The sequence below is a fragment of the Streptomyces sp. NPDC005266 genome (assembly GCF_040607655.1).
In the GTDB taxonomy this organism is placed as follows: domain Bacteria; phylum Actinomycetota; class Actinomycetes; order Streptomycetales; family Streptomycetaceae; genus Streptomyces.
This window is the reverse complement of sequence record NZ_JBEXHC010000018.1, coordinates 50,726-68,015: the sequence shown is the minus strand read 5'-3', so window position 1 is coordinate 68,015 and position 17,290 is coordinate 50,726. Positions and strand designations below refer to the sequence as shown.

The following is a 17,290-nucleotide window of genomic DNA, read 5'->3' as shown; positions in this document are numbered from 1 at the left end:
TGTTTGGATGACCAGCAGCATCCCCGCCGTCGAGACCCGTACGGCCGAAGGCTCCGCTCTCCAAGCCGTCCTGCTCGACATGGACGGCACCCTGGTCGACACCGAGGGCATCTGGTGGGACGCGGAGGTCTCGATCTTCGCCGAGCTCGGCCATGCGCTCGCGGAGGAGTACCGCGAGGTGGTCGTCGGCGGCCCGATGGCCCGCAGCGCTTCCTTCCTGATCGAGGCCACCGGCGCCCAGATCGCGCTCGCGGAGCTCACTGGCCTGCTGAACAGCCGCTTCACCGAGCTGATCGACGGCAGCGTCCCGATGCTGCCCGGTGCCCGCCGGCTGCTCACCGAGCTGGCCGCGCACGGCATCCCCACCGCGCTCGTCTCGGCCTCGCACCGGCGGGTGATGGACCGCGTCCTGCGCTCGCTGGGTCCGGAGAACTTCGCCCTGACCGTCGCGGGCGACGAGGTCGACCGCACCAAGCCGCATCCGGACCCGTATCTGTTCGCCGCCGCGGGCCTCGCCGCCGACCCGGCCCGCTGTGTGGTGGTGGAGGACACCGTGACGGGCGTCCGGGCGGCCGAGGCGGCGGGTTGCCGGGTGGTGGCGGTGCCCTCCGTGGTGCCGATCGAGCCCGCAGCGGGCCGTACGATCATCCGCTCGCTGGAAGAAGTCGATCTCCCTTTTCTGCACACGCTCGTCACTGCAATGCACTGATCGCGCACTGTGCGTATTTCTGTAAATTGCAGACTGAATAGCGCGCTTCCTTTTCGAGGCTCACCGGCTCCACTTCGAACGTGATGTTTGTCACTGCCCATACCGTCGACAAACGGGGTCGGTCCCTGCTGTGCGTCCCCTCTGGGGTGGTTTGAGTCGGCCCTTGTGTCCGGATTGGTGACACGCCGTACGAAACGCGACCGCGTTCGGATATCGGTCGGCCGTCTCTCGTTATCGGGGCGTGATATCGCCTCAAGTTCGTTGTGTCCCAGCATGGCTGGCGCCGCGGACTAATCTCGTCGCGAGCAGTTGATCGATCGCAGGGAGACTCCCGACAATGAAGCGCAAGTCGCTGGTGCCGCCTGCCGTGGCCGGCCTTCTGGTATCCGCGCTCACCGCGTGCGGTGGCAGCGACGGATCGGGCTCCGACGGGAGTGCGATCGTCCTGGGCAGCACCGACCGTATAGAGGCGACCAACGTCGCCCCGGCGCCCCTGGACCCCGCCCTGGCGTATGACTTCGCCTCCTGGAGCGTGCTGCACAACACGTTCCAGACGCTGATGCGGCTGCCCCGCTCCGGGACCGAGCCCATACCCGACGCGGCCGAGCGCTGCGGCTTCCAGGACCGGCAGAGTGAGCAGTACCGCTGCACCCTGCGCAGCGGACTGAAGTTCTCCAACGGCCACGCGCTGACCTCCGAGGACGTCAAGTTCTCGCTCGACCGGGTCCTGCGCATCAACGACCAGAACGGCCCCAAGTCGCTGCTGTCCAACGTGGACAAGGTGGAGACCCCCAGCGACCGCGAGGTCGTCATCCACCTTCGCGCCCCGGACGCGACCTTCCCGTCCAAGCTGACCACCCCCGCCGCGGCGATCGTGGACAGCGAGGTCTACCAGGGGGACGCGCTGCGCAAGGGCTTCGACGTGATGGGCTCCGGCCCGTACGCCGCGAAGACCGAAATGCGTGGCAACCTCCTGACGAAGGTGATCTTCACCAGGAACAGCCACTACAAGGGCGATCTGAAGCTGAAGAACGACAAGGTGGAGATGCGTTTCTTCAATGACGCCTCCGCCATGGAGAAGGCACTGGTCGGCGGTGATGTCGACCTGGTCCACCGCGGCTTCTCGCCCCAGCAGATCGACAAGCTCAACAGGGGCCAGGTCAAGGGCGTCCGCCTCTTCGAGTCCTCCGGCCAGGGCATCCGCTACCTCGGCTTCAACACCGCCGACCCGTCGGTGAAGAGCAAGGCGATCCGGCAGGCCATCGCCTACCTGGTCGACCGGCAGGCGCTGGTGCGCGATGTGTACAAGCGCACCGCCGAGCCCCTCTACTCGCTGATCCCGACCAGCGTCAGCTCACACATCAACTCGTTCCACAACGAGTACGGCGACCCGGACCCCGCCGCCGCCCGCCGCGTGCTGCGCACCGCCGGCGTCACCACCCCGGTGAAGCTCACCCTGACCTACACCACCGATCACTACGGCCCGCAGACGGCAGCGGAGTTCAAGGAGCTGCAGCGGCAGCTCAACCGCAGCGATCTGTTCTCCGTGAAGATCAAGGGCATCCCGTGGGCGAAGTTCCGCCCCTCGCTCATCAAGCGTCAGTACCCCGCCTACGGTATGGGCTGGCTGCCGGACTTCCCGGACCCCGACAACTACATCGCGCCCTTCCTCACCAAGGACAACTTCCTCAACTCGCCCTACCACAACAGCGCCATCCAGGACGAGCTGATCCCGAAGACCCGGCAGGAGGCCCAGCGCACCCTCGCGGACAAGGACTTCAAGTCCATCCAGAACACTGTCGCCAACGATGTGCCCTATCTGCCGCTGTGGCAGGAGAACACCTACGTGGCGGCCCGTGAGGACATCATCGGGGCGGAGTACGCGTTCGACTCCTCGACCAATCTGCAGCTGCAGGAGATCGGCCGCGGCGTCGAAGACTAGAACCGACAGACGGGGGCCGAGAAGAAGACTACGAGAGTGTGAGGAACTTACCCGTGAGGAAACGTGATCAGTGGCTGGCAGCTCCCCTCGGCGCGGGGCTGGCCGCTGCCCTGCTCACCGGATGCGGCAGTGAAGACGGTGACGCCGCGGGCAGCGGCGAGCACGTGGTCATGGGGATGTCGGACGAGGTGCTGGCCACGGACCCGGCATCCGGCTACGACCCGGGCTCCTGGCTGCTGTTCAACAACGTCTTCCAGTCCCTGCTGAGCTTCCCCAAGGGCAGCACCACCCCGCAGCCGGAGGCGGCGGAGAAGTGCAGCTTCAAGGACAACACCAGCCGGGTCTACTCCTGCACCCTGAAGAACGATCTGACGTTCTCCAACGGTCATCCGCTCACCTCCGAGGACGTCAAGTTCTCCTTCGAGCGCACCCTGCGGATCAACGACGAGAACGGTCCGGCGGTGATGTTCGGGTCGATCGGGAAGATCGCCACCCCGGACGAGCGGACCGTCGTCTTCCATCTGAAGAACGCCGACGCCACCTTCCCGCAGAAGATCGCCTCCGGCGCCGGATCCATCGTCGACCACCAGGAATACGCGGCCGACAAGCTGCGCACCGACAACAAGGCGGTCGGCTCCGGCGTCTACAAGCTGGACTCCTTCGACACGAGCAAGGCGGACTTCTCCGTCAACCGGGACTACAAGGGGTCCGCCAAGGTCAAGAACTCCGGACTGACCATGAAGTTCTTCCACGGTGAGCAGAAGCGGCTGAAGTCCGCCGTGCAGAACGGCGACGTCGATCTCGCCTACCGCGGGCTGGCCATGAAGGATCTCGCCGATCTGCAGGCGCAGAGCATCGGCGGCGGCAAGAGCCTGGACGTTGTCGAGGGCACCGGTGCCGAGGTCCAGCACCTCGTCTTCAACATGAAGCACCCGGTGGCGGGCAAGCTCGGGGTGCGCAAGGCCATGGCGTACCTCATCGACCGCTCCACCCTGGTGCGGGACGTCTACAAGCGCACCGCCGAGCCGCTCTACTCGGTCGTCCCGGCCGGCATCACCGGCCACAACACGGCCTTCTACGACAAGTACGGCGACCGGCCGCAGCCCCAGAAGGCCAAGCAGGCGCTGCGCGACGAGGGCATCACCGGCAAGGTCCGGCTGACGCTGTGGGGCACCCCGATTCGCTATGGCCCCGGCACCGTCCCGGGCCTGCGCCAGATCGCCAAGCAGCTCAACGCCAGCGGGCTCTTCGACGTCGATGTGAAGAGCGTGGATGTCGCGGCGTACGAGAAGGGCGTGGCCGACGGGAAGTACGGGGTCTACGTGAAGGGCTGGGTGCCCGACTACCCGGACCCGGACAACTTCGTCGCCCCGTTCTTCGGCAACGGCAACGTGCTGGCCAACCACTACAACTCGCCGCAGCTGACCAGCCAGCTCATCCCCGCCACCGCGGAGCAGCCCAGCCGTGAGGCCACGGTCAGCGACTTCCAGCGGATACAGGACATCATCGCCGACGAGGTGCCGATGCTGCCGCTGTGGCAGGGCAAGCAGTACGCGGTGGCACAGGACGACATCACCGGGCTGCAGTGGACCCTCGACTCCTCGACGGTCTTCCGCTTCTGGGAGATCGCCAAGACGCCGAAGGGCTGACGGGCGGCCCTTCCCTGCGGGGCCGCCGATCAGCCCGTCCGCCCCGGTGCCGCTACCGCGCGCCGGGGCGGACCAGTCGGCTCCGGCCGGCTCGCCGCTCAGCGTGCCGGTTCCCGGGCCGCCGATGTCCACCTTCGCGAACCGGACATGGCCAAGTCCCGCACGAGGGAGAGCGCCGGTCATCCCGCCGGGGCGTGTTACGCCCCGGCGACCGCCTACTGCGCGCCGGGGCGCACCAGCCCGCTCTCATACGCGTACACGGCGGCCTGCACCCGGTCCCGCAGGCCCAGCTTGGTCAGCACATGGCCCACATGGGTCTTCACCGTCGTCTCGCTGACGAACAGATCCGCGGCGATCTCCGCGTTCGACAGCCCCCGGGCCACCAGCTTCAGCACCTCGACCTCGCGCTCGGTCAGGGTGTGCAAAGTGTCCGGAACCGGCTCCTCGCCCGACGGCAGATGCCCGGCGTACTTGTCGAGCAGCCGGCGGGTGATGCTCGGCGCCAGCATCGCCTCGCCCGCCGCCACCACCCGGATGGCCTGCACCAGCTCGGTGGCCGGAGCGTCCTTCAGCAGAAAGCCGCTGGCCCCGGCGCGGAGCGCCTCCACCACGTACTCATCCAGGTCGAAGGTGGTCAGCACCAGCACCTTGGCCGGGCCGTCCCTTCCCGGGCCCGTGATCTGACGGGTCGCCTCCACGCCGTCCATCCGCGGCATCCGGATGTCCATCAGCACCACATCGGGCTGGAGGGCCCGCACCTGGTCGAGGGCCTGCAGACCGTCCCCGGCCTCGCCGACGACCACCAGATCCTGCTCGGCCTCCAGAATCATTCGGAAGCCGGTGCGCAGCAGCGGCTGGTCATCGACCAGTAGGACGCGGATCGCCACGGGATCTCCTTCGTTAGACCGCAGACCGCATCCATTCTGCCCGTCCCCGCCGATTCACCACCCTCAGGGGTCATTCCGCCCCGAGGACTGCGCCGGAACCGTCGGCAGGGGATACGGCGGGGGAGTGCCGCCGAACTCCGGGCAGTGCGCCTGGTGATCGCACCAGCCGCACAGCTTGGTCTGGCGCGGCAGAAAGGCCCCCGTCTCCGTCGCCAGCCGGATCGCCTCCCACAGGGCCAGCACCTTGCGCTCCACGGTGCGCAGATCCCGCTCGTCCGGGTCGTACGTCAGCACATCGCCGCTGCCCAGATAGACCAGCTGAAGGCGGCGCGGCACCGTGCCGCGCAGCCGCCACAGCACCAGGGCGTAGAACTTCATCTGGAACAGCGCTTCGCCCGCGTACCGCGGCGCGGGGGCCTTGCCCGTCTTGTAGTCGACGATCCGTACGTCACCGGTGGGGGCGATGTCGAGCCGGTCGATGATGCCACGCAGCGTCAGCCCCGACTCCAGCTGCGCCTCCACGAACAGCTCCCGCTCCGCGGGCTCCAGACGCGTCGGATCCTCCAGCGAGAACCACTGCTCCACCAGCGTCTGGGCCCCCGTCAGCCACTCGGCGAGCCGCTCCGGGGCCGGGGCGCCGTCCTCCTCCCGGAACAGCTCCGCCAGCTCCGGCTTGGCCGCCAGCAGCCGCTCCCACTCACCGGGCACCAGCGAGCGGGCGCGCGGGGCGGTGCGCTCGGCCGCGGGCGCATCGAAGAGCCGCTCCAGCACCGCGTGCACCACCGTCCCGCGCGTGGCGGCGGCGCTCGGCTTCTCCGGCAGTTTGTCGATCACTCGGAAGCGGTACAGCAAGGGGCACCGCATGAAGTCGGCCGCGCGTGAGGGCGACAACGAGGCGGGGCGGTCGGACTTCGCTGGCCCGGCCGCGGGTTCGGCCTTCCCGGTGGTGGTTCCCATGCCGAAGACCCTACGGCCCGCCACGGACAGCCGGACGCATACCATCGACGTCCGAGCCTCGCGCACTGCATGATCGTGGGGACCGTATCAAAAGAGGGGTGCGAGGGACGCATCCGACGAGGGGACACCGTGGACAACAGCGGGCAGCGGCAGTCCGACGACGGGGGAGCGGACCGCACGACCGAGCCCGAGGGCGCCAAACCGCAGCGGCCACCCGAGGCGGGCGGCGGTTTTCTGATGGGCCGGCCCTTCGGGGTACCGGTCTATGTCTCGCCCAGCTGGTTTCTGGTCGCCGCACTCATCACCTGGGTCTTCGGCGGCCAGCTGGAACGGGTGCTGCCGGAGCTCGGCGCCGCACGCTATCTGGTCTCGCTCTTCTTCGCGGTCGCCTTCTACGCCTCCGTACTGGTCCATGAGCTCGCCCACACCGTGGCCGCGCTCCGCTTCAAGCTGCCGGTGCGCCGGATCCAGCTGCAGTTCTTCGGCGGCGTCTCGGAGATCGAGAAGGAGTCCGAGACGCCCGGCCGCGAGTTTGTGCTCGCCTTCGTCGGCCCGCTGCTCTCCCTGGTCCTCTCCGGCGTCTTCTACCTCGGCATGCTGGTCGTGGACCCCGACACGGTGCCCGGGGTGCTGCTGGCCGGCCTGATGGCCTCCAACCTCATCGTGGCCGCCTTCAATCTGCTGCCGGGCCTGCCGCTGGACGGCGGCCGGATGCTGCGTGCCGTCGTCTGGAAGATCAGCGGCAGGCCCATGACCGGCACCGTCGCCGCCGCCTGGAGCGGCCGCGCGCTGGCCGTCGCGGTCCTCGTCGGGCTGCCGCTGCTCACCCAGGCGGGCGGGCTGGGCGGTGAGCCCGAGAGCTTCGGCAGCGTCGACTCGCTCACCGACGCCCTGCTCGCCGCCATACTCGCCGCGATCATCTGGACCGGTGCGGGCAACAGCCTGCGCATGGCCCGGCTGCGGGAGCGGCTGCCGGATCTGCGCGCCCGTACGCTCACCCGGCGCGCCGTCCCGGTGGCCGCCGACACCCCGCTCTCGGAGGCGCTGCGCCGGGCGAACGAGGCCGGGGCCCGCGCCCTGGTCGTCGTGGACGGCCACGGAGCCCCGACCGCCGTCGTACGGGAGGCGGCCATCGTCGGGATCCCCGAGCACCGCCGCCCCTGGGTCGCGGTCAGCGGCCTGGCCCAGGACCTGAAGGACGGCATGCGGGTCTCCGCCGAGCTCACCGGTGAGGAGCTGCTGGACACCTTGCGGGCCACCCCCGCCACCGAGTACCTGGTGGTCGAGGTGACGGGCGAGATCTACGGCGTGCTCTCCACGGCCGACGTCGAGCGCGCCTTCGTCGCGGCCATGGCGCGCACGCCCTCCGCGCCGCCGTCCTGAGGGGCGCCTGTCTCCGGGGGCTTCCCCCGCGTCGGAGGGAGCCCGCACGGTCCTGGGCACCGGTGGGAGCCCGGTAGGCTGTTCACATGTCCGAACCGACCGGTGCCGCCCGCCGTCGCGGGCCCTTCCAGGTCGGGGACCAGGTCCAGCTCACCGACCCCAAGGGACGCCACTACACCTTCACGCTCGAGGCCGGGAAGAACTTCCACACCCACAAGGGATCCTTCCCCCACGATGAGCTGATCGGTGCCCCCGAGGGAACTGTCGTGCGTACCACGGGAAACGTCGCGTATCTCGCGCTGCGTCCCCTGCTCCCCGACTATGTCCTGTCCATGCCACGCGGTGCCGCCGTGGTCTACCCCAAGGACGCGGGGCAGATCCTGGCGATGGCCGACATCTTCCCCGGCGCACGTGTCGTCGAGGCGGGCGTCGGCTCCGGCTCGCTCTCCGCCTTCCTGCTGCGGGCCATCGGCGACCAGGGCATGCTGCACTCCTACGAGCGCCGGGCCGACTTCGCCGAGATCGCCTCCCAGAACGTCGAGCGCTACTTCGGCGCCCCGCACCCCGCCTGGCGGCTGACCGTCGGCGACCTCCAGGACAACCTGTCCGACACCGACGTCGACCGCGTCATCCTGGACATGCTCGCTCCTTGGGAGTGCCTGGAGGTCGTCTCCAAGGCGCTCGTCCCCGGCGGCATCCTGTGCGCGTACGTCGCCACCACCACCCAGCTCGCCCGCACCGTGGAGTCCATCCGCGAGCACGGCACCTTCAACGAGCCGTCGGCCTGGGAAACCATGGTCCGCACCTGGCATGTCGAGGGCCTCGCCGTGCGGCCGGACCATCGCATGATCGGCCACACCGGCTTTCTGCTCACCGCCCGCCGCCTCGCGGACGGCGTGGAGCCGCCACTTCGCCGCCGCAGGCCCGCCAAGGGCGCGTACGGCGAGGACTACGCGGGCTACGGCAGCGGCAAGGACGCCGGCGCCGCGGACGCGGCAGGCGGCAAGCAGGCCGCTTCCCGCGCGCCGGAAGCGCCGGACGGGGGCAGCTGACCCGCCTCGCCGGTCATCCCGCCTTCAACGGCTCGGCGCGGCCACCGATTTCCCCGTGCGGGACGGTGGCCGCGCCGCTGTGAGATGTGGCACGATGCGGGGCATCCCCCCGCAGCTCTCACATGGAGTCGTCCCGCGTGCAGCCTCTGGGCCCGGATCTCGCGCACACCCACCCCCGTCCGGTGCACTGGGTCGCGACCGCGGCCGCCGTGGCCGGCGTCATCGCCGGAGCCTCGGTCTTCCAGTCCGCGGACGCCAAGGCCGGCACGGCCACCACGTACTCCGCGCATCGCACCGGCACTCTCCCGGGCCTGACGGCTCCCGATCCCCGCGCCGCGGACTATCCGATGAACTGCCCGGGGACGAAGCCGGATGTGCTGGACCGGGGCTCGGCGGACCTGGACGGCGACGGACGGCCGGAAACCGTCGCCGTCGTGCGCTGCCACTCCGCGACCGGCACCCCGCCCAGCGGCGTCTACGTGCTCGGGCAGCCGGTGCGCCGGGGCGGTGCGCCCCGGGTCGTGGCGACGTTCGTCGATCCCAAGGAAGGGATGAGCATCCGGGGTTTCGCGGTGCGCGGAACGACGGTTTCGGCCACCTTGCTGGGATATTCCTCGTCCCGGGTCCCGCGCTGCTGTCCGGATCTGCAACGGAAGGTCAACTGGCAGTGGCGGGACGGCAAGTTCGTACTGAAGGCGCTGCCGGTTCCGGGGAGTGTGTGATCCGCTACCCGGCGTCGGGTCCGTAGACCTCGACCCTGTCGGCCACGCGCCGCACATGGATGCAGTCGCCGGGGCACTCCTTGGCGGAGTCCACGACCTCGGTCAGCAGCGGCAGCGGTACCGGGGTGGTCGCGCCTTTGTCCTGCAGGAGCTCATCGTCGGCGCTCTTGACGTAGGCTAGACCGTCGATGTCGAGTTCGAAGACCTCGGGCGCGTACTGGGCGCAGATGCCGTCGCCGGTACACAGGTCCTGGTCAATCCACACTTCAAGATCGCCGAGCTCCTCGTTCCGCACGGTGCGTCGCCTGCCGTTCCCTCGATACGTGATTCAACAGTGTCTAAATATCGCCAGCCCTGGCGGGCGTTGACCGTCTCGACGATACAACCGCTCGCTTTCCGATGTTGTTGGGTGGGTATTCACCTGGCGTGAGGGAGTGCGCAAGGGTGAAGATCGGACACACGCCGACCGGGTTTGTGATCTAGGGGTTTCAACCCGCACCGGCCCAGGTAGGGTCAGGAAGCGTCCAGCTCCCCTTGGAGGAGGTGAGGACCGTGGCAGCCCACGACGACGACATCAACCGCGGCATCCGGCCGGGGCGGGGGTCTGATGACCCTGCCGGCCAGGTTGCCTATCTCGAGCAGGAAATCGCCGTCCTGCGCCGCAAGCTCGCCGACTCTCCGCGTCATACGAGGATTCTCGAAGAGCGGATCGTCGAGCTGCAGACCAATCTGGCGGGAGTGTCCGCACAGAACGAGCGGCTCGCGAACACACTCCGTGAGGCCCGGGACCAGATCGTGGCCCTCAAGGAGGAGGTCGACCGGCTCGCGCAGCCGCCGGCCGGCTTCGGGGCCTTTCTGCAGGCGAACGAGGACGGCACGGCGGACATCTTCACCGGGGGCCGCAAGCTCCGGGTGAATGTCAGCCCGAGCGTCGAGCTCGAGGAGCTCAGGCGCGGCCAGGAAGTCATGCTCAACGAGGCCCTCAACGTGGTCGAGGCCATGGAGTTCGAGCGCGCCGGGGACATCGTCACCCTCAAGGAGGTCCTTGAGGACGGCGAGCGGGCCCTGGTGATCGGGCACACCGACGAGGAGCGCGTGGTGCGGCTCGCCGAGCCGCTGCTGGAAACCACCATCCGCCCCGGTGACGCCCTGTTGCTCGAGCCCCGGTCCGGCTATGTCTACGAGGTCGTGCCCAAGAGCGAGGTCGAGGAGCTCGTTCTCGAAGAGGTTCCGGACATCGACTACACGAAGATCGGCGGTCTGGGAAACCAGATCGAGCTGATCCGCGACGCGGTCGAGCTCCCTTATCTCTACCCCGACCTCTTCAAGGAGCACGAACTGCGGCCGCCCAAGGGCGTGCTGCTTTACGGCCCGCCCGGCTGTGGCAAGACGCTCATCGCCAAGGCGGTCGCCAACTCCCTTGCCAAGAAGGTCGCCGAGGTGACCGGCAAGCCCGCCGGGAAGAGCTTCTTCCTCAATATCAAGGGCCCGGAGCTGCTCAACAAGTACGTCGGTGAGACGGAGCGGCACATCCGGCTGGTCTTCCAGCGGGCACGGGAGAAGGCCAGTGAGGGCACGCCCGTCATCGTCTTCTTCGACGAGATGGACTCCCTCTTCCGCACCCGTGGCTCCGGGGTCAGCTCGGACGTGGAGAACACCATCGTCCCCCAGCTGCTCTCCGAGATCGACGGTGTCGAGGGCCTGGAAAACGTGATCGTCATCGGCGCCTCCAACCGTGAGGACATGATCGACCCGGCGATCCTGCGTCCCGGCCGCCTCGATGTGAAGATCAAGATCGAGCGTCCGGACGCCGAGGCCGCCAAGGACATCTTCTCGAAGTACCTGACCGAGACCCTGCCGATCCACACGGACGACCTCGCCGAGCACAGCGGGTCCCCGAAGGCCGCCGTCGGTGGCATGATCCAGTCGGTTGTCGAGCAGATGTACGCGGAGTCCGAGGAGAACCGCTTCCTGGAGGTCACCTACGCCAACGGTGACAAGGAAGTCCTCTACTTCAAGGACTTCAACTCCGGCGCCATGATCCAGAACATTGTGGACCGGGCCAAGAAGATGGCGATCAAGGCTTTCCTCGACCACAACCAGAAGGGCCTTCGGGTCTCCCATCTGCTCGCTGCCTGCGTGGATGAGTTCAAGGAGAACGAGGACCTGCCCAACACCACGAACCCGGACGACTGGGCCCGGATCTCCGGTAAGAAGGGCGAGCGGATCGTCTTCATCCGCACCCTGGTCACCGGCAAGCAGGGCGCGGACACGGGACGCTCCATCGACACGGTGGCGAACACCGGTCAGTACCTGTAACACCGCTGTCCGGCTGCGGATGTCCTGGACGGGGCATCCGCAGCCGGATGCGCTTTGCGGCCGCATTATTCGTATGAGTCCTACGAGCCCGACCGGAGCGATGACTGAAATGATCTCCGCAGCACCGCATAGCCGTTTTAGGCTCTTCGGTACCGCCGTATCGCGGCGTGCGGGATCGGGGGCCGCAGACGGATCCGAAGCGCAGCGGTACTTGAGCGCCGACCCCGCCCGGGGGCGGCGCCGGGCAAGGAGGGCCGCATGACCGTACGGCGAGTTATGGGAATCGAGACGGAGTACGGGATCTCCGTCCCGGGACACCCGAACGCCAATGCCATGCTCACCTCATCCCAGGTCGTCAACGCCTACGCGGCGGCGATGCACCGGGCGCGCCGCGCCCGCTGGGACTTCGAGGAAGAGAACCCGCTGCGGGACGCCCGTGGCTTCGACCTCGCGCGCGAGTCCGCGGACGGCAGCCAGCTCACGGACGAGGACATCGGCCTGGCCAATGTCATCCTCACCAATGGCGCGCGGCTCTACGTCGACCACGCGCACCCGGAGTACTCCGCCCCCGAGGTCACCAATCCCCGGGACGCGGTGCTCTGGGACAAGGCGGGTGAGCGCATCATGGCCGAGGCCGCCATGCGCGCGGCCGAGCTGCCCGGAGCCCAGCCCATCCACCTCTACAAGAACAACACCGACAACAAGGGCGCCTCCTACGGCACGCACGAGAACTACCTGATGAAGCGGGAGACCGCCTTTTCGGACATCGTGCGTCATCTGACGCCCTTCTTCGTCTCCCGCCAGGTGGTGACCGGCGCCGGTCGCGTCGGCATCGGCCAGGACGGCCATGAGCACGGCTTCCAGCTCAGCCAGCGCGCGGACTACTTCGAGGTCGAGGTCGGTCTGGAGACCACCCTCAAGCGCCCCATCATCAATACCCGCGACGAGCCGCACGCGGATGCCGAGAAGTACCGCAGGCTGCATGTGATCATCGGCGACGCCAATCTCTCCGAGATCTCGACCTACCTCAAGCTCGGCACCACCTCCCTGGTGCTGTCGATGATCGAGGACGGCTTCATCGCCGTGGATCTCGCCGTGGACCAGCCGGTGCGCACCCTGCACCAGGTCTCGCACGATCCGAGCCTGCATCAGCTGGTCACGCTCCGTAGCGGCCGTACGCTGACCGCCGTACAGCTCCAGATGGAGTACTTCGAGCTGGCCCGCAAATACGTCGAGGACCGCTTCGGCGCCGACGCCGACGAGCAGACCCGGGACGTCCTGACCCGCTGGGAGGACGTGCTCAACCGGCTGGAGCGCGATCCCATGAGCCTGTCCGGCGAGCTGGACTGGATCGCCAAGCGCGAGCTGATGGAGGGCTACCGCCGGCGCGACCGCCTGGAGTGGGACGCCGCCCGGCTCCATCTGGTGGACCTGCAGTACGCCGACGTACGCCCCGACAAGGGCCTGTACAACCGGCTGGCGGCCCGCGGCAAGATGAAGCGGCTGCTGACCGATGAGGACGTCGCACGGGCCCAGAACAAGCCCCCGGAGGACACCCGCGCCTACTTCCGCGGCCGCTGCCTGGAGCAGTACGCGGACGACGTGGCCGCGGCCTCCTGGGACTCCGTGATCTTCGACCTCCCCGGCCGTGACTCCCTGCAGCGGGTCCCCACGCTGGAGCCGCTGCGCGGTACCCGCAACCACGTCAAGGAGCTGCTGGACCGCTGTCGTACGGCCGAGGACCTGGTCCGGGTGTTGTCCGGCGGCTGAAATGGCCTCCGGCCGGGAATCATCGAGGTGGCCCCCGTGCGTTGTAGCAAGTGGGAGGCCGATGTCGGACCCGGCTTGTAGGGTCTGATCTTGAGACCGATCGAACCATGCGGGTCGAACCGAGCGGGGTGAGGGATATGGCGACCAAGGACACCGGCGGCGGTCAGCAGAAGGCGTCACGCCAGGCCGAAGAGGTTGAGGAGCAGGCGCAGGACGCACAGGCCCAGGAGGACCTCAAGGAGCGGCAGGAAAAGCTCTCCGACGACGTCGATTCCGTGCTGGATGAAATCGACGATGTCTTGGAAGAGAACGCCGAGGATTTCGTGAGGTCCTTCGTTCAGAAGGGTGGCGAGTGATTTTGCCTTCGATTGCAAGGTGAGATCGAGGGTCGCTCGGGGTGAACGAAGAGACGAGGCGCTGTTCGCGTTGCAAGCAGGACCTGCTGCGGACTGCCTTCGCAAGCAACAAGCCCATGTCCGATGGTCTCCAGGTGTACTGCCGGGAGTGCTCCGCTGAGTACTACCGGCAACGCCAGGAGGCCAAGGGGAAGAGGGTCCGGGAGAAGGTTCTGGTCCCGCCGAGGCAGAAGCGGTGTCCGCAGTGCGAAGAGGTGAAGCCGCACTCCGAATGGGAGCGCAACAAGTCCTCGTCGGACGGCTGGGCGAGCTATTGCCGTGAGTGCAGGGCCGAGCGGAACCGGGTCAGCTATTTCAAGCGCAAGTACGGCCTCACGCCGGTGGAGTTGGATGCGCTGGTTGCCGAGCAGCGAGGCGTCTGCTGTATATGCCTCGACGCCCCCACAGCGCATGTGGATCACGACCACGGGACGGGTAGGGTCCGTGGCGTACTCTGCTTCAGCTGCAATGCGGCATTGGGGCAGTTCAAGGACCGAGCGGATGCCATACGGCGTGGCGCCGCATACCTGGAAGGAAACGTGTGGAAGCCAACACTCGTAGCACCGGGCGTCTACCAGCTGCCTTCCTGACGCCGGGCTCATCCTCCTTCATGGACTTCCTCGGGTCGCACCAGCCCGAGCTGCTTCCGGGGAACCGCCCGCTGCCCCCGGTGCAGGGCGCCATCGAGGCACCGCATGGCACGACGATCGTCGCGGCGACCTTCCCCGGCGGTGTGGTGCTCGCCGGTGACCGCCGCGCGACGATGGGCAATGTCATCGCTCAGCGGGACATCGAGAAGGTCTTCCCCGCCGACGAGTACTCGGCCGTCGGTATCGCGGGGACCGCCGGTATCGCCGTGGAGATGGTCAAGCTCTTCCAACTGGAGCTGGAGCATTTCGAGAAGGTCGAGGGCACCGTCCTCTCGCTGGAGGGCAAGGCCAACCGGCTGTCGACCATGATCCGGGGCAATCTCGGCATGGCGATGCAGGGCCTGGCCGTCGTTCCGCTGTTCGCGGGCTATGACGTCAACCGGGACAAGGGGCGCATCTTCTCCTACGACGTCACCGGCGGGCGCTCGGAGGAGCAGGGCTTCGCGGCCACCGGCTCGGGCTCGATGTTCGCCCGTGGCGCGCTCAAGAAGCTCTACCGCGACGACCTGACGGAGGACCAGGTCGCCACCGCCGTCATCCAGGCGCTCTACGACGCCGCCGACGACGATTCGGCGACCGGCGGGCCGGATCTGGCCCGGCGCATTTACCCCCTCGTCACGGCTATCACCGAGGACGGCTTCAAGAGGTTCAGTGACGACGAGGTTGCCGAGATCGTCCGCGCCATCCATGAGCGGCGCCTCGAGGAACCGGACGGCCCCCGCGCCGCTCTGCTCTGAAGGAACGGCCCACCCGGAATGCATTTGCCATTGACAGAAGGGACGGACAGCCGGTGACGACGCCGTTCTATGTATCGCCTCAGCAGGCCATGGCCGACCGTGCCGAATACGCCCGCAAGGGCATCGCGCGTGGCCGCAGCGTGGTCGTGCTTCAGTATTCCGACGGCATCCTGTTCGTCGCGGAGAACCCGTCCCGTGCGCTGCACAAGGTCAGTGAGATCTATGACCGGATCGCCTTCGCGGCGGTCGGCAAGTACAACGAATTCGAGAATCTGCGCATCGGCGGCGTCCGCTACGCCGATCTGCGTGGCTATACCTATGACCGTGACGATGTGACGGCGAGGGGGCTGGCCAACGTCTACGCCCAGACGCTGGGCACCATCTTCTCCAGCGCCGCCGAGAAGCCGTACGAGGTCGAGCTGATCGTCGCCGAGGTCGGGGAGGGCCCCGAGGACGACCAGATCTACCGGCTGCCGCACGACGGCTCCATCGTGGACGAGCACGGCTCGGTCGCCGTCGGTGGCAATGCCGACCAGATCAGCAGCTATCTCGACCAGCGCCATCGGGACGGCATGACGCTTGCCGAAGCCCTCAAGCTGGCCGTCGACTCGCTCTCCCGGGACAACAACGGCGGCGAGCGCAGCCTCACCGCCGAGCAGCTCGAGGTGGCGGTCCTGGACCGTACCCGGCCCCAGAGCCGCAAGTTCAAGCGCGTCCTGGGCCGTCAGCTGTCCCGGCTCCTGGAGTCGGAGGACGCCACCGGTGCGGAGACCCCTGCGGAGGGGGCCGAGGCGGGCGAGGCGAGCGAGACCGAGGAGTAACCCACACGACACGCCGACGCGCCCCGGCAGGCCATGGCCCCGCCGGGGCGCGTCGGCGTGTCGACGGGGGCTCCGCGGGGGCTTCTACGGGCTCCCCGGCCCTAAGCGGTTACGGCGAAGTCAAGTGCTGATCCTTCTCGGCGTCCAAGCCCTCGGCCAGGCCGAACGGCGAGGGATCAGCGGGGAACTTCACCGCATCCGCTTAGGCGCTTAGGTGCCCGGGCCGGGCTCCCCGGCCTCCGCGGGCTCCCCGGGCGGCGGCGGGGCACTGGAGCCGCGTGTCACCAGTTCCACCGGAAGGGTCGTGTCCTGGGGTGCCTCGCCGTCCAGGACGGCCATCAGGGCCCGCATACCGGCCGCGCCGACGGCCTCCGCCGGGAGCCGGACCGTGGTCAGCTCCGGCTCCACCGCTGTGGCCAGGGCCAGATCGTCGAAGCCGGTCACCGAGACATCGTCCGGGACGCGCAGGCCCAGCCGCCGGGCCGCCTTGCACGCTCCCGCCGCCAGGATGTCGTCGTCGCAGACGAGCGCGGTGGGCCGGGGTTCGGGACCCGCGAGAACGCGTTCGGCCGCCCGGCGGCCCTCCTCGACGCTCAGCCCGGCCGGCTCGGTGCGCAGGGCGGTGCCGGGGACTTCGCTGACCGCCTGGGCGAGGGCCCGCGCGCGAACCCGGAACGTCCAGGAGTCCACGGCGGCCGCGAGATGGGCCACCCGGCGGTGGCCGAGCGCCAGCAGATGCCCCGCCGCCTGCCGGGCACCGTCCGCGATGTCGAGGTTGACGGTGGCCGCCGCGGCCGGATCGTCCGGGTCGCTGTCGAGCATCACCAGCGGCAGCCCGCCGCCGCGCACGGCGGCCAGCGCGTCAGCCGCCATGGACGAGGCGATGACCCCGTCGAGCGAGGCGCGCGCCGAGTCGAAGGGATCCCGGGCGGGGCCGACGCCCTCGGGGGAGGGGTAGAGGACCACGCCGAGGCCGTGGTCGGCGGCGACCCGGGCGGCGCCGGTGTAGACGCGGGCGAAGAACTCGGTCGTCAGGGCGGGCACGACCAGCAGCACGGTTCTGGTGCGGCCCAGCCGGAGGCTGCGCGCCGCCAGGTTGGGGCGGTAGCCGAGGTCACGTGCCGCGGTGCGGACGGCATGCGCGGTGCGCTCGGACACCCGGCCGGGCCACTTGTCCCCGAGCACCAGCGAGACGGTGGCCTGCGAGACGCCCGCGGCGCGCGCCACGTCCCGGCTGGTCGTCCGCCCGGAGGGGGCGTGGCGGGACACGCCCGGGGCGCCGTCACCCGTCCGGCCG

The 17,290-nt window shown here is 68.7% G+C and carries 16 protein-coding genes; 12 read left to right on the top strand and 4 right to left on the bottom strand.

All coding sequences use genetic code 11. From position 1 onward, the window contains the following. Positions 1-7: 7 nt before the first annotated feature. From ABZU99_RS26345 to ABZU99_RS26335, 3 genes are all read left to right on the top strand, one after another. Complete coding sequence (locus ABZU99_RS26345; protein ID WP_355949313.1) at positions 8-709, top strand: HAD family phosphatase; 702 nt, start codon at positions 8-10, stop codon at positions 707-709. Positions 710-1,046: 337 nt separating this feature from the next. Further along, positions 1,047-2,651, top strand: a complete 1,605-nt coding sequence (locus tag ABZU99_RS26340) for an ABC transporter substrate-binding protein (protein WP_356050077.1) — start codon at positions 1,047-1,049, stop codon at positions 2,649-2,651. Between the two features lie 53 nt (positions 2,652-2,704). After that, positions 2,705-4,300, top strand: a complete 1,596-nt coding sequence (locus ABZU99_RS26335; RefSeq protein WP_355949308.1) for an ABC transporter substrate-binding protein — start codon at positions 2,705-2,707, stop codon at positions 4,298-4,300. 215 nt (positions 4,301-4,515) lie between these two features. Here ABZU99_RS26335 and ABZU99_RS26330 read toward each other — a convergent pair whose 3' ends face one another. Together ABZU99_RS26330 and ABZU99_RS26325 are read right to left on the bottom strand one after the other, a co-directional pair. After that, entirely contained in the window at positions 4,516-5,187 is a 672-nt protein-coding gene (locus tag ABZU99_RS26330; protein WP_138911454.1) for a response regulator transcription factor, read from the bottom strand. A gap of 63 nt (positions 5,188-5,250) precedes the next feature. Continuing rightward, complete coding sequence (locus ABZU99_RS26325; protein ID WP_355949304.1) at positions 5,251-6,144, bottom strand: PD-(D/E)XK nuclease family protein; 894 nt, start codon at positions 6,142-6,144, stop codon at positions 5,251-5,253. 129 nt (positions 6,145-6,273) lie between these two features. On the opposite strand from ABZU99_RS26325, the gene ABZU99_RS26320 reads away from it, so the two are divergent. The 3 genes from ABZU99_RS26320 (at position 6,274) to ABZU99_RS26310 (ending at position 9,301) form a co-directional block, all read left to right on the top strand. Then, complete coding sequence (locus tag ABZU99_RS26320) at positions 6,274-7,527, top strand: site-2 protease family protein (RefSeq protein ID WP_355949301.1); 1,254 nt, start codon at positions 6,274-6,276, stop codon at positions 7,525-7,527. Positions 7,528-7,613: 86 nt separating this feature from the next. After that, positions 7,614-8,579 (top strand): tRNA (adenine-N1)-methyltransferase, encoded by a 966-nt coding sequence (locus ABZU99_RS26315; protein WP_355949299.1) that lies wholly within the window; start codon positions 7,614-7,616, stop codon positions 8,577-8,579. Positions 8,580-8,716: 137 nt separating this feature from the next. Beyond that, positions 8,717-9,301 carry a hypothetical protein gene (locus ABZU99_RS26310; protein WP_355949296.1) on the top strand — a complete coding sequence of 195 codons (585 nt, stop codon included), beginning with the start codon at positions 8,717-8,719 and terminating at the stop codon, positions 9,299-9,301. 4 nt (positions 9,302-9,305) lie between these two features. On the opposite strand, the gene ABZU99_RS26305 is transcribed toward ABZU99_RS26310, so the two are convergent. Beyond that, positions 9,306-9,596, bottom strand: a complete 291-nt coding sequence (locus ABZU99_RS26305) for a ferredoxin (RefSeq protein WP_355949293.1) — start codon at positions 9,594-9,596, stop codon at positions 9,306-9,308. A 257-nt stretch (positions 9,597-9,853) separates the two neighbouring features. On the opposite strand from ABZU99_RS26305, the gene arc reads away from it, so the two are divergent. The 6 genes from arc (at position 9,854) to prcA (ending at position 15,993) form a co-directional block, all read left to right on the top strand. Continuing rightward, a complete protein-coding gene (gene arc, locus ABZU99_RS26300) occupies positions 9,854-11,620 on the top strand; it encodes a proteasome ATPase (RefSeq protein ID WP_355949291.1) in 1,767 nt (588 codons plus the stop codon). A gap of 258 nt (positions 11,621-11,878) precedes the next feature. Then, complete coding sequence (gene dop, locus ABZU99_RS26295) at positions 11,879-13,390, top strand: depupylase/deamidase Dop (RefSeq protein WP_355949289.1); 1,512 nt, start codon at positions 11,879-11,881, stop codon at positions 13,388-13,390. Positions 13,391-13,527: 137 nt separating this feature from the next. Further along, positions 13,528-13,746 (top strand): ubiquitin-like protein Pup, encoded by a 219-nt coding sequence (locus ABZU99_RS26290; protein ID WP_355949286.1) that lies wholly within the window; start codon positions 13,528-13,530, stop codon positions 13,744-13,746. Between the two features lie 41 nt (positions 13,747-13,787). Next, complete coding sequence (locus ABZU99_RS26285; protein WP_356050073.1) at positions 13,788-14,375, top strand: endonuclease VII domain-containing protein; 588 nt, start codon at positions 13,788-13,790, stop codon at positions 14,373-14,375. Beyond that, the gene (prcB, locus tag ABZU99_RS26280) at positions 14,327-15,172 is read left to right on the top strand and encodes a proteasome subunit beta (RefSeq protein ID WP_355949281.1); all 846 of its coding nucleotides are present in this window, start codon (positions 14,327-14,329) and stop codon (positions 15,170-15,172) included. The genes ABZU99_RS26285 and prcB overlap by 49 nt, the downstream gene beginning before the upstream one ends. Positions 15,173-15,225: 53 nt before the next feature. After that, positions 15,226-15,993, top strand: a complete 768-nt coding sequence (gene prcA, locus ABZU99_RS26275) for a proteasome subunit alpha (protein WP_355949278.1) — start codon at positions 15,226-15,228, stop codon at positions 15,991-15,993. Between the two features lie 210 nt (positions 15,994-16,203). Here prcA and ABZU99_RS26270 read toward each other — a convergent pair whose 3' ends face one another. Next, positions 16,204-17,262 carry a LacI family DNA-binding transcriptional regulator gene (locus ABZU99_RS26270; RefSeq protein WP_356050070.1) on the bottom strand — a complete coding sequence of 353 codons (1,059 nt, stop codon included), beginning with the start codon at positions 17,260-17,262 and terminating at the stop codon, positions 16,204-16,206. Between the last annotated feature and the right edge of the window lie 28 nt (positions 17,263-17,290).